This is a genomic window from Nocardia aurantia (assembly GCF_009604425.1).
GTDB lineage: Bacteria > Actinomycetota > Actinomycetes > Mycobacteriales > Mycobacteriaceae > Nocardia > Nocardia aurantia.
The window spans coordinates 199,096-212,911 of the sequence record NZ_WEGI01000010.1 but is presented as its reverse complement, the minus strand read 5'-3'; the positions used below and the strand labels follow the sequence as shown (position 1 = coordinate 212,911).

Annotated in this window: 13 protein-coding genes; 3 read left to right on the top strand and 10 right to left on the bottom strand. The window is 69.9% G+C overall.

Features of this window, described 5'->3' with window-relative positions:
• Positions 1–3 precede the first annotated feature (3 nt).
• The 10 genes from gmk to pyrR form a co-directional block, all read right to left on the bottom strand.
• Positions 4–597 (bottom strand): guanylate kinase, encoded by a 594-nt coding sequence (gene gmk / locus NRB56_RS23175; RefSeq protein ID WP_319943398.1) that lies wholly within the window; start codon positions 595–597, stop codon positions 4–6.
• 7 nt (positions 598–604) lie between these two features.
• Positions 605–925: an integration host factor, actinobacterial type gene (mihF, locus tag NRB56_RS23170; protein ID WP_019927023.1), complete on the bottom strand. Its 321-nt coding sequence runs from the start codon at positions 923–925 to the stop codon at positions 605–607.
• A gap of 630 nt (positions 926–1,555) precedes the next feature.
• Positions 1,556–2,380 carry an orotidine-5'-phosphate decarboxylase gene (gene pyrF, locus NRB56_RS23165; RefSeq protein WP_319943397.1) on the bottom strand — a complete coding sequence of 275 codons (825 nt, stop codon included), beginning with the start codon at positions 2,378–2,380 and terminating at the stop codon, positions 1,556–1,558.
• Positions 2,377–2,622 (bottom strand): hypothetical protein, encoded by a 246-nt coding sequence (locus tag NRB56_RS23160; RefSeq protein WP_153345588.1) that lies wholly within the window; start codon positions 2,620–2,622, stop codon positions 2,377–2,379. The genes pyrF and NRB56_RS23160 overlap by 4 nt, the downstream gene beginning before the upstream one ends.
• Positions 2,623–2,753: 131 nt before the next feature.
• The gene (gene carB, locus NRB56_RS23155; protein ID WP_153345586.1) at positions 2,754–6,155 is read right to left on the bottom strand and encodes a carbamoyl-phosphate synthase large subunit; all 3,402 of its coding nucleotides are present in this window, start codon (positions 6,153–6,155) and stop codon (positions 2,754–2,756) included.
• Positions 6,155–7,270, bottom strand: a complete 1,116-nt coding sequence (gene carA, locus NRB56_RS23150) for a glutamine-hydrolyzing carbamoyl-phosphate synthase small subunit (RefSeq protein WP_153345584.1) — start codon at positions 7,268–7,270, stop codon at positions 6,155–6,157. Before carA ends, carB begins: the two co-directional genes overlap by 1 nt.
• Positions 7,267–7,773: a PH-like domain-containing protein gene (locus tag NRB56_RS23145; protein ID WP_153345582.1), complete on the bottom strand. Its 507-nt coding sequence runs from the start codon at positions 7,771–7,773 to the stop codon at positions 7,267–7,269. The genes carA and NRB56_RS23145 overlap by 4 nt, the downstream gene beginning before the upstream one ends.
• Complete coding sequence (locus NRB56_RS23140) at positions 7,773–9,095, bottom strand: dihydroorotase (RefSeq protein ID WP_153345580.1); 1,323 nt, start codon at positions 9,093–9,095, stop codon at positions 7,773–7,775. Before NRB56_RS23140 ends, NRB56_RS23145 begins: the two co-directional genes overlap by 1 nt.
• A 71-nt stretch (positions 9,096–9,166) precedes the next feature.
• Complete coding sequence (locus tag NRB56_RS23135; RefSeq protein WP_319943396.1) at positions 9,167–10,132, bottom strand: aspartate carbamoyltransferase catalytic subunit; 966 nt, start codon at positions 10,130–10,132, stop codon at positions 9,167–9,169.
• Positions 10,129–10,734 (bottom strand): bifunctional pyr operon transcriptional regulator/uracil phosphoribosyltransferase PyrR, encoded by a 606-nt coding sequence (gene pyrR, locus NRB56_RS23130; protein ID WP_153345578.1) that lies wholly within the window; start codon positions 10,732–10,734, stop codon positions 10,129–10,131. The genes NRB56_RS23135 and pyrR overlap by 4 nt, the downstream gene beginning before the upstream one ends.
• 181 nt (positions 10,735–10,915) lie before the next feature.
• On the opposite strand from pyrR, the gene NRB56_RS23125 reads away from it, so the two are divergent.
• The 3 genes from NRB56_RS23125 to NRB56_RS23115 all read left to right on the top strand — a co-directional run bounded on the left by NRB56_RS23125 (position 10,916) and on the right by NRB56_RS23115 (position 13,750).
• Positions 10,916–11,806, top strand: a complete 891-nt coding sequence (locus NRB56_RS23125) for an alpha/beta fold hydrolase (RefSeq protein ID WP_153345576.1) — start codon at positions 10,916–10,918, stop codon at positions 11,804–11,806.
• Positions 11,807–11,891: 85 nt separating this feature from the next.
• Positions 11,892–12,338 carry a MarR family winged helix-turn-helix transcriptional regulator gene (locus tag NRB56_RS23120; protein WP_153345574.1) on the top strand — a complete coding sequence of 149 codons (447 nt, stop codon included), beginning with the start codon at positions 11,892–11,894 and terminating at the stop codon, positions 12,336–12,338.
• A complete protein-coding gene (locus NRB56_RS23115; RefSeq protein ID WP_153345572.1) occupies positions 12,335–13,750 on the top strand; it encodes an MFS transporter in 1,416 nt (471 codons plus the stop codon). The genes NRB56_RS23120 and NRB56_RS23115 overlap by 4 nt, the downstream gene beginning before the upstream one ends.
• Positions 13,751–13,816: the final 66 nt, after the last annotated feature.

Below are 13,816 nucleotides of genomic sequence, written 5' to 3'. Positions count from 1 at the left end.
GGGTTAGTTCCGGTGGTGGCTCGAATTTGTGCTAACGAACAACGATACCAATTGCTCACAGGCACTGGTCAGGTCGTTGTTCACGATCACGATGTCGAACTCGTCACATGCCGCGAGCTCGGTCCTCGCCGTCTGCAACCGGCGTTCGATCACCTCGGGGGATTCGGTGCCGCGGCCGGTCAGCCGCTCGACCAGAACGTCCCAGCTGGGCGGGGCCAGAAACACGTGCAGTGCCTCCGGCATGGTGGTACGGATCGAGCGGGCCCCCGCCAGGTCCACCTCGATCAGGACCGGTTTACCGGCCGCGATCGCGGTCCGGACCGGGGCGGCCGGGGTACCCGACCGCTGCAGGCCGCCGTGGATGTCGGCCCATTCGAGCAGATCCCCCTGTTCGATCATGGCGTCGAACTCGGCCCTGGTCACGAACCGGTAATCGCGGCCGTCGACCTCTCCGGGCCGCGGGGCCCGGGTAGTGGCCGACACACTGAACACCAGTTCCGGCAGTCGCTCGCGAACGCAGCGAACAACTGTCGACTTCCCGACGGCCGAGGGGCCGACCAGTACCACCAGTCGACCCTTCTGCGTGTGTCCGACCACTCTCGGCTCAGGCCGTGAAGTCGAATTTGGCCAGCAGCGCTTTGCGCTGCCGGTCACCGAGGCCACGCAGGCGCCGGGTCGGCGCGATCTCGAGCTCGCTCATGATCTCCGCCGCCTTGACCTTGCCCACCTTCGGCAGGGCCTCCAACAGCGCCGACACCTTCATCTTCCCGAGAACCTCATCGGTCTCGGCGTCCTTCAGGACCGTCTTCAGGTCGGTGCCGCCACGCTTCAAGCGCTCCTTGAGCTCTGCCCGAGCGCGGCGAGCGGCAGCCGCCTTCTCCAAAGCAGCGGCGCGCTGCTCGTCGGTCAGCTGGGGAAGGGCCACTGGGTTCCTCCGTCTCATCGTTCATTGCATGATCTACCACCGGTAACCCGGCGGTCTCAGCGACCGTACCCACGCCGCTTGCCGATTGCGAACCCACCCCCCAGGTCAGCGACGGATTCCGGGCGTGTCAGGAGGCGGTGCGAGGGCCGTGGGGGCCCGTCCGCGATCGTCGCGCGGATCCGCTCGCCCGCACCCTCCACGACCCTGTGACCTGGCCTTTTCCGCTGGGCGAGAGGGCGGATGACAGGAGCGGCGGCGGTCCGGATCCGGTCGTGATCGAGCTGTTATCGCGCGACCTGGAACTTTCTTGAATTCCTCGGCGTGTCGCGCTTTTTCGCCTCTGCGTGTCGCGGTCCGGGACCCCCGCGCGGAGCTTCGCGGAGCCCGCGCCGCACGACCGCCGGAGAGGTTCTCAATAGCGACCGAAAGGCCCACTGACGCCTGAAAACACATCCGTGTAGTTCGTGGTGCCGGGAGGCGTCCGGTGCCGCTCAGCGGGCCGATTTTGAAAACGGACCAGTCGGGATGTATCGAAGGTATGGCGAACGTGCCCGAGAGCACACCCGGCAGCCGACCGTCCGGCCCGGCACATCGACTCCGAAAGGAACGGATCGGACGTACCCGCTGGGGCTACTCGTACGGGAAAGCGAATCCGGCCGCGAGGTCACGCACCCGCTGCCGCAGGGCACTCACCGCCGGACCGGCCTCGAGCACCTCGCGGGAGACGCTCGGCAGCACCGCCGGCAGCACCTCCGGCGGGACCAGCGACCGGATCGACTCCGATCCCCCGCCCTGGGCACCGACGCCCGGCATCAGGATCGGGCCGTTGAGCCGGCTCAGGTCCGGCGCCACCGCCAGGGTCGCGCCGACCACCACTCCGACCGAGCCGAACTCCGGGCCGGCATTGCGCGCCGCGGCGGCGTCGACCATGGTCTGGGCGAGGGTGCGGCCGTCGGCGGCCACGGTGTTCTGTAACGCGGCCGCCTCCGGATTCGAGGTGGCCGCCAGGACGAACACGCCCCGGTGATCGGCCTCGGCGAGGTCCAGCGCCGGGGCCAGCGAACCGAAGCCGAGATACGGCGACGCGGTGATCGCGTCGACGGCCAGCGGCCCGTCGCCGAGCCAAGCCTCGGCGTACGCGGCCATGGTGGAACCGATGTCACCGCGCTTGACGTCGGCGAGCACCAGCGTGTCCAGCGAGCGCAACGCGGCGATCGTGGACTCCAGGACCGCGAACCCGGCGGACCCGTAGGTCTCGAAGAACGCCGCTTGCGGCTTCACCAACGCCACCTGGCCGCCGAACGCCGCCACGCAGACGTCGGCGAACCGCTTCAACCCGTCGGCATCCGCGCTGAACCCCCACGCGCGCAACAGCGCCGGGTGCGGGTCGATGCCGACGCACAACGGCCCGTATTCGGCCATGGCGTGGCGCAGCCGGACACCGAACGGCTTCACTGCTGATCCGCCGCGGACCCGGCCACCGCCAGTTCGCGCTCGGTTTCCGTGTCTGCCTCGGGTTCCGGTTCGATGGGCGCGGGGATCCGGCTGATCGGCGGCGTGGCCCGGAAGCCGACGGCGCCGTAACTGCCGAACCCGCCGGCCTTCCGCAGACCGCGGATATCGCCGCCACCGCGCGGGGTCACCTCGATCGGCATCGGCACCACCGCGGTGTCGATCGCCCGCCGTCGCGGCTTCACCCGTCCGGCCCCCACGGGCCGAGCCCCTGCACCAAACCCGATGGCTCCCACCGTAATTCTCTCCCGTCGTGTTGCTGTCGGCGTCCGCGACGCCGGTCTTCCGTTCGAACGTGTCCGAAGCCCCTGCGTGGTTACGCCGGGCTCGCGCCTCGGGATTCATCGGTCACGTCAGCGCGCAGCACGGCATGCAACTCCTGGAGGGAGCGCACACCGATACCGCCGTTTATTGTGGCCTCGATACCCTGTACGGCCGCAGCCGCACCCTGCACCGTGGTGATGCACGGAATGTTCGCACCCACCGCGGCGGTCCGGATCTCGTAGCCGTCGACCCGAGGTCCGGAGTTCCCGTAGGGGGTATTGAACACGATGTCGATATCACCATCCTTGATCTGATCTACGATCGAGGGACCAAGAATGTCCGATGTCGTGTCGGCGCGGTGAATATCCGAGGCCGTGTTGTCGCGCTCGTCCGTCGCTTCCGGATCGGAGTGCTTCCGCACAGTCTGGCACGGGATACCGTTGCGCCGGAGCATTTCGGCGGTGCCCTCGGTAGCCAGGATACGGAAGCCCAGATCGTGCAGGCGCTTCACCGGGAAGACCATCGCGCGCTTGTCCCGGTTGGCGATCGACACGAACACCGTGCCCTCGGTGGGCAGCGACCCGTAGGCCGCTGTCTGGCTCTTGGCGAAGGCGGTGCCGAAATCGGCGTCGATGCCCATGACCTCGCCGGTGGACTTCATCTCCGGCGACAGCAGCGAGTCGATGCCGGAGCCGTCGGGGCGGCGGAAGCGATGGAACGGCAGGACAGCCTCCTTGACCGCGACGGGCGCGTCGAGCGGGGCGTGGCCGCCGTCACCCTCGGCGGGGAGCATGCCCTCCTTGCGCAGTTCGGCGATGGTGGCGCCGAGCATGATCCGGGCCGCGGCCTTCGCCAGCGGTACCGCCGTCGCCTTCGACACAAAGGGCACCGTGCGGCTGGCGCGCGGATTGGCCTCCAGCACGTACAGCACGTCGTCCTTCAGCGCGTACTGCACATTGAGCAGACCACGCACCCCGATGCCCTTGGCGAGGGCGGTCGTGGACCGGCGCACGGACTCGATGTCGCTGCGCCCCAACGTGATCGGTGGCAGCGCGCACGCGGAGTCACCGGAGTGGATACCGGCCTCCTCGATATGTTCCATGACCCCGGCGAGGTAGACCTCGTCACCGTCACACAGCGCGTCGACGTCGATCTCGATGGCGTCCTCCAGGAACCGGTCGACCAGCACCGGATGCTCCGGCGACACGTCGGTGGCGCGGGAGATGTAGCCCTCCAGCGAGGATTCGTCGTAGACGATCTCCATACCGCGGCCGCCGAGCACGTACGACGGCCGGACCAGCACCGGATAGCCGATGTCGGTGGCGATCTTCTTCGCCTGCGCGAAGGTGGTCGCGGTGCCGTACTTCGGCGCGGGGAGGCCGGCCGTGGTCAGCACCTGACCGAATTCGCCGCGGTCCTCGGCCAGGTCGATCGCGGCCGCGGAGGTGCCGACCACCGGCACACCGGCGTCGGTCAGCCGCTGCGCCAGGCCCAGCGGGGTCTGGCCGCCGAGTTGCACGATGACGCCCTCGACGGTGCCGGACTCCTGCTCGGCGTGGAACACCTCGAGCACGTCCTCGAAGGTCAGCGGCTCGAAGTAGAGGCGGTCGGCGGTGTCGTAGTCGGTGGAGACGGTCTCCGGGTTGCAGTTGACCATCACCGTCTCGTAGCCCGCGTCCGACAGCGTCTGCGCGGCGTGCACACACGAGTAGTCGAATTCGATGCCCTGGCCGATGCGGTTCGGGCCGGAGCCGAGGATGATCACCTTCGCACGCTCGGGCTGCGGCGCCACCTCGGATTCCGCGGCCGGATCCAGCTCGTACGCCGAGTAGTGGTACGGGGTACGGGCCTCGAATTCGGCGGCACAGGTGTCGACGGTCTTGTACACCGGGCGGATGTCGAGCCGGTGCCGCAGCGCGCGCACGCCGTCCTCACCCGCCAATTCCGGTCGCAGCGCGGCGATCTGGCGATCGGACAGGCCGTGGTGCTTCGCGGTGCGCAGCAGCGGCTCGTCCAGGACCGGCGCGTCGAGCACCTCGCGGCGCAGGTCCACCAGGCTCTCGACCTCGGCGACGAACCACGGGTCGATCCCGGACGCCTCGGCCACCTGCTCGACCGTCGCGCCCAGGCGCAGCGCGCGTTCCACCTGGTAGATGCGGCCCTCGGTGGGGGTGGTCAGGTCGAGGAGGATGTCCTGCACATCGGTCCAGCGGCCGTCCGGCTGCGTCCAGAAGCCCGCGGCCTTGGTCTCCAGCGAGCGCAGCACCTTGCCGAGCGCCTCGGTGAAGTTGCGGCCCAGGCTCATCGCCTCGCCGACCGACTTCATCGTGGTGGTCAGCGTCGGGTCGGCGCCGGGGAACTTCTCGAACGCGAACCGCGGCGCCTTCACCACGACGTAGTCGAGGGTCGGCTCGAAACAGGCCGGCGTCTCCTTGGTGATGTCGTTGACGATCTCGTCCAGCGTGTAGCCGATGGCCAGCTTCGCGGCGATCTTCGCGATCGGGAAACCCGTTGCCTTGGAAGCCAATGCGGACGACCGCGACACTCGCGGGTTCATCTCGATGACGATCAGGCGGCCGTCGCTCGGATCGACCGCGAACTGGATGTTGCAGCCGCCGGTGTCGACGCCGACCTCACGCAGGATCGCGATGCCGAGATCGCGCATCTTCTGGTACTCGCGATCGGTGAGGGTCATCGCGGGGGCGACGGTCATCGAGTCGCCGGTGTGCACGCCCATCGGGTCGACGTTCTCGATCGAGCACACGATCACCACGTTGTCGCGGCGGTCGCGCATCAGCTCGAGCTCGAATTCCTTCCAGCCCAGGATGGATTCCTCGATGAGCACGTTCGCCGTCGGCGAGGCCGCGAGGCCGCCGCCGGCGATGCGATCCAGGTCGACGTCGTCGTAGGCCATCCCGGAGCCCAGTCCGCCCATGGTGAACGACGGGCGCACGACCACCGGGAAGCCGAGTTCGGCGACCGTCTCGCGGACCTCGTCCATGGTGTGGCAGACCCGCGAGCGGGCGCTCTCGCCGCCGACCTTCGCGACGATGTCCTTGAACTTCTGCCGGTCCTCACCGCGCTGGATGGCGTCGAAGTCGGCGCCGATCATCTCGACGCCGTACTTCGCCAGGGTGCCGCGCTCGTGCAGCGCGACCGCGGTGTTCAGCGCGGTCTGGCCGCCCAGGGTGGCGAGGATCGCGTCGGGGCGCTCCTTGTCGATGATCTTCTCGACGTATTCCGCGGTGATCGGCTCGACGTAGGTGGCGTCGGCGAACTCCGGGTCGGTCATGATCGTGGCCGGATTCGAGTTGACCAGCGTCACCCGCAGGCCCTCGGCCCGCAGCACCCGGCACGCCTGGGTGCCGGAGTAGTCGAATTCGCAGGCCTGGCCGATGACGATCGGGCCGGAGCCGATCACCAGGATGTGGCGGAGGTCTTCGCGGCGAGGCATCAGGAATCCTCCAGAAGGTCGGCGAAACGGTCGAACAGGTAGGCGGCGTCGTGCGGGCCGGCGGCGGCCTCGGGGTGGTACTGCACGGAGAAGGCCCGGCCGTCCACCAGCCGCACGCCCTCGACGGTGCCGTCGTTGGCGCAGGTGTGGCTGACCTCGGCGGTGCCGAACGGGGTGTCGAAGCGTTGTCCCGCTTCACCTTCCAGCGCGAAGCCGTGGTTCTGCGCGGTGATCGAGACCTGCCCGGTGGCATGGTCGACGACCGGCACGTTGATGCCGCGGTGGCCGAATTTCATCTTGTACGTGGACAATCCGAGCGCGCGGCCGAGGATCTGGTTGCCGAAGCAGATGCCGAACAGCGGAATGCCCTCGCCGAGAACGGCTTTCGTGAGCGCGACGGCATCGTCCTGGGTGGCCGGGTCGCCGGGGCCGTTGGACAGGAACACGCCGTCCGGATTCAGCTCCCGCACCCCGTCCAGGGTGATGCCCGAGGGCACCACGTGCACCCGGACGCCGCGCTGCGCGAACATCCGCGGGGTGTTGGTCTTGATGCCGAGATCGACGGCGACCACGGTGAACCGATGCTCGCCCTCGGGTTCGACGGTGTATCCGCCGGGCGTGGTCACCTCGGCGGCCAGGTCGGCGCCGAGCATCGCGGACTGGCCGGTGACGCGGGCGACCAGTTCCTCGACCGGAGCGTCGGCGGCCTCGCCGCTGAAGATGCCCGCCTTCATCGAACCGCGGGTGCGCAGGTGCCGCACCAGGGCGCGGGTGTCGATACCGGCGATGCCCACCACCCGCTGCCGCTCGAGTTCCGCGGGCAGGGTGGTGGTGGCGCGCCAGTTCGAGGCGCGCCGCGCGGGGTCGCGCACCGCGTAGCCGGCGACCCAGATCCGCTTCGACTCGTCGTCTTCGTCGTTCCAGCCGGTGTTGCCGATCTGCGGGGCGGTGGCCACCACGATCTGCCGGTGGTAACTGGGATCGGTCAGGGTCTCCTGATATCCGGTCATCGCGGTGCAGAACACCGCCTCGCCCAGCGTCTCACCCGTGGCGCCGTAGGCCGAACCGCGGAACACCCGGCCGTCCTCCAGCACCATCAGCGCGGTCGCGCTCATTGGTCGTCTCCGTTCGTCGTACCGGTGTGGGCGCCCGTCCAGGCCGGGTACACCGCCTTGTCGTCGCCGCGGAACCCGGTGTCCACCTCGGTTCCCGTCGGCAGCTTCCAGCGAATGACCAGCACACCATCTTCTGTCATGACCTTGCCCGCGTGGCCGCGCTCGGTCCGCACCGCCGTGATGGCTTCCGCCGGAATCCAGATCGGCGAGGCGCCGTCGCGCTCCAGCAGTACGCCGCGCTCGAACCGGGTCAGCTCCGCGGTCGCGCGGAAACCCAGGTCTCCCACCACAACTCGGTTCTGCCAGCTCGGCGCGAGCGTCGTGCCGGTGTAGAGGCCGGTGGTCGGCTCCAGGACCTGCGCGCCGGGTTCGGCGGGCACCTGCGGCAGTTCACCGACGGCGTCCGCCTGGCGTGCGCCGCGCTTGCGCCACGAGCGGGACATTCCCCACAGGATCAGCGCGAACAGCGCGAGCAGCAGGAGAACCAGCAGGGTCCGTTCCATTACGACTGTCCTCCCGTCCGGGCGCCGGTACCGATGCGGACCGACCCGTCCCGGGCGGTGAGCCGGCCGCGCAGGAAGGTGGCCGTCACCCGCCCCGGCAGGGTCATCGCCTCGTACGGCGTGTTCTTCGAGATGCTGGCCAGGTCGGCGGACCGCACCGTCCACTCGGCCTCGGGGTCGACCAGCACCAGGTTGGCCGGCTCACCCACGGCGAGTGGCCGGCCCTGATCGTCCAGACCCGCGATGCGGGCCGGATTCTCGCTCATCACGCGGGCCACCCCACGCCAGTCCAGCAGGCCGGGGCGGACCATGGTGTCCACCACGATCGACAGCGCGGTCTCCAGGCCGAGCATGCCCGGCCGGGCCGCCGCGAATTCGCAGCACTTGTCCTGTTCGGCGTGCGGGGCGTGATCGGTGGCGACGCAGTCGACGGTCCCGTCGGCCAGTGCCTGCCGCAGCGCGGCCACGTCGGCGGCCTCGCGCAGCGGCGGGTTCACCTTGTTCACCGCGTCGTAGGTCTCGAGCCGCGAGTCGTCCAGCAGCAGATGATGCGGGGTGACCTCGGCGGTGATCGAGATCCCTTGTGCCTTCGCCCATTTCAGGATCTCGACGGTACCGGCGGTGGAGGCGTGGCAGATGTGCACGCGGGCGCCGGCGTCGCGGGCCAGCAGTGCGTCGCGGGCGACGATCGACTCCTCGGCCGCGCGCGGCCAGCCGGCCAGGCCGAGCCGGGACGCGTTCGGGCCCTCGTGCGCCACCGCGCCCTCGGTCAGCCGGGGCTCCTCGGCGTGCTGGGCGATCAGCACGCCCAGCGAGTTCGCGTATTCCAGCGCGCGGCGCATGATCAGCGGGTCGTGCACGCACCGGCCGTCGTCGGAGAACAACCGGACCCCGGCCTCGCCGGCGGCCATGGTGCCCATCTCGGCCAGCTGCTTGCCGGCCAGCCCCACGGTGACCGCGCCGACCGGGTGCACGTCGACGAGGCCGACCTCGCGGCCGCGGCGCCACACATGGTCGGTGACCACCGGGTTGTCGGCGACCGGGCTGGTGTTGGCCATCGCGAACACCGCCGTGTAACCGCCGAGAGCCGCTGCGGCGGAACCGGATTCGATGGTCTCGGTGTCCTCGCGGCCGGGCTCGCGCAGATGGGTGTGCAGGTCCACGAAGCCGGGCAGCAGGATCTGCCCGGCGCCGTCGATCGTCTCCACGCCGGCCTCGGCCGCGAGATCCGGTCCGAGCGCGCGGATCTCACCCTCGGCGAGCAGCACGTCGATCGGCTCACCTTCGCCGTAGAGCCGGACGTTCCGGATCAACGTTGTCATGCGGTGACTTTCTCGCACGATCGAGGGGCCTCCGTGGTGACGCTCCGCTGCCGCCTCCGGCCCTGACCCGCTCATGCGACGACCTCCTCGGCACCGGCGAGCAGGCGGAACAGCACCGCCATGCGCATATGCACGCCGTTGTTGACCTGTTGCAGCACAGCGGCTTTCGGTGAGTCGGCGACCGCCGAGGCGATCTCCATGCCGCGCAGCATCGGGCCGGGGTGCAGCACCACCGCCTCCTCGGGCAGCAGCGCGAGGCGACGCTCGTTGAGGCCGTAGCGGATCGAATACTCACGGGCCGACGGGAAGAAGCCGCCGTTCATCCGCTCGGCCTGCACGCGCAGCATCATCACCGCGTCCGCGCCGGGCAGTTCGGCGTCCAGCGAGTCCGAGATCCGCACCGGCCAGTGACCCACGCCGACCGGCAGCAGGGTGCGCGGTGCGACCAGGGTCACCTCGGCGCCGAGGATGTTCAGCAGGAACGCATTCGAGCGCGCGACCCGGCTGTGCAGGATGTCGCCGACGATGACGATCCGCTTGCCCTCGAGCGAGCCCAGTCGCTGCCGCAGGGTCAGCGCGTCCAGCAGCGCCTGGGTCGGATGTTCGTGCATGCCGTCACCGGCGTTCACCACCGCCGGGCCGTTGCCCGCGAAACCGCTGGAGCCGCTGGGCATTTCGGCGAACCAGCGGGCGATCTGGTGTGCGGCGCCGGAGGCCGGGTGCCGGACCACCAGCGCGTCGGCGCCGGCGGCGTGCAGGGTCAGCGCGGTGTCGCGCAGCGATTCCCCTTTGGACACCGAGGAACTGGAGGCGCTGACGTTGATCACGTCGGCGCTCATCCATTTGCCCGCGACCTCGAACGAGACCCGGGTGCGGGTGGAGTTCTCGAAGAAGACCGTCATCACGGTGCGGCCGCGCAGGGTGGGCAGCTTGCGCACCTCGCGGCCGAGCAGCGCCTGCTCGAACCGTTCGGCGTCGTCGAGCAGCCGGGTCGCGGCATCGCGATCGAGGTCGGTCACCGACAGCAGATGCCTCACTGCTCGTCCCCCTGGTGCAGGTAGACGCCGTCGCGGCCGTCGTGTTCGGTCAGCAGTACGGAGATGTCCTCGCTGCGGGAGGTGGGCACGTTCTTGCCGACGTAGTCGGCGCGGATCGGCAGTTCGCGGTGGCCGCGGTCGATCAGCACGGCCAGTTGCACCGAGCGCGGGCGGCCGAGGTCGCGCAGGCCGTCGAGCGCGGAACGCACACTGCGGCCGGAGAACAGCACGTCGTCGACGAGGACGACCAGGGCGTTCTCGATGCCGCCCTCGGGGACCTGGGTGCGCTCCAGCGGGCGATGCGGGCGATTGCGCAGATCGTCGCGATAGAGGGTGATGTCCAGCGAGCCGAGCGCCGGTCGCACCCCGGAGAACTCCTCGATCCGGTCGGTGAGCCGGGCGGCCAGCGAGGTGCCGCGGGTCGGGATGCCGATCAGCACCACGCGCGGCGCCGCGGGATCGCCCGCGTCGAGCGCGGTCTTCTCGATGATCTGATGGGCCATGCGGGCCACGGTGCGGCTCACGTCCTGCGCCGACAACAACTCGCGCCCGGTCCGGATCCACTCCGGATCGTGTCGCTGCGAGTATTCGGGCACGGCCATGCCGACCTCCTTCCCCGCCTCACGGGACGGTCCGTTAAAGGATGTCTGTTCGGCTGAGCAGCCTAGCAGCGCCGAGATCCGGTGCTGCGCCCGGTCCCCCGCTCCACGACCGATCCGGCGAATGACCGGCTACAGCACCGCGATGTCGTCATACACTGTAAATACGACCCTTTCCTGTGTCATGCTCGATGTCGTGAGCAATGCGAATGGGTTCACGGATCCGACGCCGCTGGCCTTCCGGGCCGCCGACGGTATCCGACTCGCCGGAGAAAGCTGGGGACCCGAGGACGGCCCGCTGGCGGTATTCCTGCACGGTGGCGGCCAGACCCGGCATTCCTGGAAGGACACCGGCGCGGCCCTGGCCAAGGTCGGGCTGCGCGCGGTGCTGCTGGACGCGCGCGGGCACGGCGACAGCGACTGGGCGCCGGACGGGAACTACAGCCGGGAGGCGCAGGCCGCCGACCTGCTGGGCGTCCTCGCCGAACTCGGCCGCCCGGCGATTCTGGTCGGCGCGAGCATGGGCGGCCTGACCGGCCTGCTCGCCACCACCCTGCCCGGCGGGGCACGGATCGCCGGACTCGTGCTGGTCGACGTGGTGCCGCGCCCGGAGCGCAAGGGTATCGACCGGGTGCTGAACTTCCTGACGGGCAGTCCGGAGGGCTTCGCCACCCTGGAGGAGGCCGCCGACGCGGTCGCCGAATATCTGCCGCACCGGCCGCGGCCGCGCAGCCCGGAAGGGTTGCGGCGCAATCTGCGTCAGCGCGACGGCCGGTGGTACTGGCACTGGGATCCGGCGATGATGCAGCGACCCGAACGGCCGGAGGATCTGGACCTCAACGCCGACGAACTGGAGGCAGCGGCCCGCGAACTCACCATCCCGGTGCTGCTGGTCCGCGGCCGGCTCTCCGACGTGGTCGGCGAGGACAGCGTCGCCGCGTTCCGGGCCCTGGTCCCCCACCTGGAGTACGTCGAGATCGCCGGGGCCGCGCACACCGCCGCCAGCGACGTGAACGACCAATTCACCGACGCCGTCGTCGATTTCGTGCGCGCGCACATCCCGCCCGGCGCCTGACGATCCGCCCGGTGCCCGGATAGTGGTCAATCCAGATTGAACAATCCAGATTGAACAATCTCGGTTGTCTATCTATCGTGGAGTCATGGATTCCACGCAGACCGTCTCCGAATCGGCCGTCCGGGCGGCCCGCGAGCTGCGGGTGCTGATCAGCCGGCTGCGGCGGCGCTTCCTGGAGGCCTCCGACAGCCACGAGCTCACCCCCTCGCAGATGTCGGTGCTGAGCCGGTTGAAGAAGCGCGGCGACAGCACCGCCAGCGACCTGGCCACCGCCGAACGGGTACGTCCGCAGGCCGTCGCCGCCACCCTCGCCGTGCTCGACGAGCGCGGATTCGTCGAACGCCACACCGACCCCGCCGACCGCCGCCGCCAGGTGGTGTCACTGACCCGGGCCGGCCGCGACCTCCTCGACGACCGCGGGCAGGCCGGGCAGGAATGGTTGTCCGCCGCCTTGCAGGAGCACTTCACCGAGGCCGAACGGGCCACCGTGCTGGACGCTCTGGCGATCCTGGAGAGGCTGACCTCGGAATGACGGCCACGCTGGAGCGGTTCGGCCGCAGGTTCCGGCGACCGGCGCAGGCCGACGGCTTCGACCGGCGCCTGATCGTCCCGATGATCGTCTCGTCGGTGCTCAATCCGGTGAACTCCTCGATCCTGGCGGTGTCGCTGGTGCCGATCGGGATCGCGTTCGGCGCGCCACCGGCGCAGACCGCCTGGCTGGTGTCGGCACTGTACCTGGCGACGGCGATCGGCCAGCCGGTGGTCGGCCGGCTGATCGACCTGTACGGGCCGCGGCGGCTGTATCTCGCCGGCGCCGCGCTGACCGGAATCGCCGGGCTGCTGGGCCTGCTGGCGCCGGCGCTGTGGGTGCTGGTGCCGGCCCGGGTGATCCTCGGTTTCGGTACCTGCGCGGGCTATCCCGCCTCGATGTACCTGATCCGCAGCGAATCCGAGCGGACCGGCCGTGACAGTCCGGCGACCGTGCTGACCGCGCTGTCGATCGCCAGCCAGACCGTCATCGTGCTCGGTCCCACCGCGGGCGGCCTGCTGGTCCACCTGGGCGGCTGGCGCGCCACCTTCGCCGTCAACATCCCGCTGGCGCTGGCCTGCCTCGCGCTCGGCACCCGGCGACTGCCCCGGACCCCTCCCGCCCGGCGGGGCAGCCGCTCGGGTCTGGACGCTCCCGGAATCGCGCTGTTCACGGTGACGCTCGTCGCCCTGTTGTTGTTCCTGATGGAACCCGCTGTGGCGCACTGGTATCTGCCGGTACTGGCGGTGGTGGCGCTGGCCGCGCTGGTGGTGCGGGAACTGCGCACGGCCGAGCCGTTCGTGGACGTGCGCCTGCTCGGCGGCAACCTCCCCCTGGTGGCCACCTACGTCCGCGGCACCCTGTCCGCCCTGATCGCCTATTGCTTTCTGTACGGCTTCACCCAGTGGCTCGAGGACGGCCGCGGGCTGTCGGCGGCCACCGCCGGCCTCGTGCTGCTGCCGATGTCGCTGGCCGGGATCGGCGTCGCGGCACTCACCGGGCGGCGCAAGGGAATTCGCGGCAAACTGGTGGTCGGCGCGATCGCGCAGATCGCCGCCGCGTGCCTGCTGCTGACCGTGCACACGTCGACCACCGTCTGGGTGCTGGTGGCGGCGGTGTGCATCATGGGAATCCCGCAGGGGCTCAACAATCTCGCGATCCAGAACGCCGTCTACTACCAGGCCGAGCCCGACCGCATGGCCTCCTCGGCCGGACTACTGCGCACCTTCGTGTATCTCGGCGCCATCGGCTCGGCGGCGGCCGGCGGCGCACTGCTGACCCGCCCGGCGGGAACCGCCGCACTGCACCACCTTTCGCAGTTCATGCTCATCGCGGCGGTGCTGTTCCTGGTCCTGACACTGGCGGACCGCTCGCTGGGGCGGGTGGGCCGATCCGAGGCGGCCGGGCGCTCCTGAGTCGTCGCCACCGAACTCGGGCGCGATCGCGGCATCGACTCGTGGACGGGTTCCGATCGGAGTCGG

Bases quoted from the DNA above. Each gene is read 5' to 3' on its own strand.
- NRB56_RS23125 (WP_153345576.1), top strand. From the start codon at position 10,916: ATGCTCGATGTCGTGAGCAATGCGAATGGGTTCACGGATCCGACGCCG.
- carA (WP_153345584.1), bottom strand. From the start codon at position 7,270: ATGAGCGCGACCGCGCTGATGGTGCTGGAGGACGGCCGGGTGTTCCGC.
- NRB56_RS23140 (WP_153345580.1), bottom strand. From the start codon at position 9,095: ATGACAACGTTGATCCGGAACGTCCGGCTCTACGGCGAAGGTGAGCCG.
- NRB56_RS23115 (WP_153345572.1), top strand. From the start codon at position 12,335: ATGACGGCCACGCTGGAGCGGTTCGGCCGCAGGTTCCGGCGACCGGCG.
- NRB56_RS23120 (WP_153345574.1), top strand. From the start codon at position 11,892: ATGGATTCCACGCAGACCGTCTCCGAATCGGCCGTCCGGGCGGCCCGC.
- pyrR (WP_153345578.1), bottom strand. From the start codon at position 10,734: ATGGCCGTGCCCGAATACTCGCAGCGACACGATCCGGAGTGGATCCGG.
- carB (WP_153345586.1), bottom strand. From the start codon at position 6,155: ATGCCTCGCCGCGAAGACCTCCGCCACATCCTGGTGATCGGCTCCGGC.
- NRB56_RS23145 (WP_153345582.1), bottom strand. From the start codon at position 7,773: ATGGAACGGACCCTGCTGGTTCTCCTGCTGCTCGCGCTGTTCGCGCTG.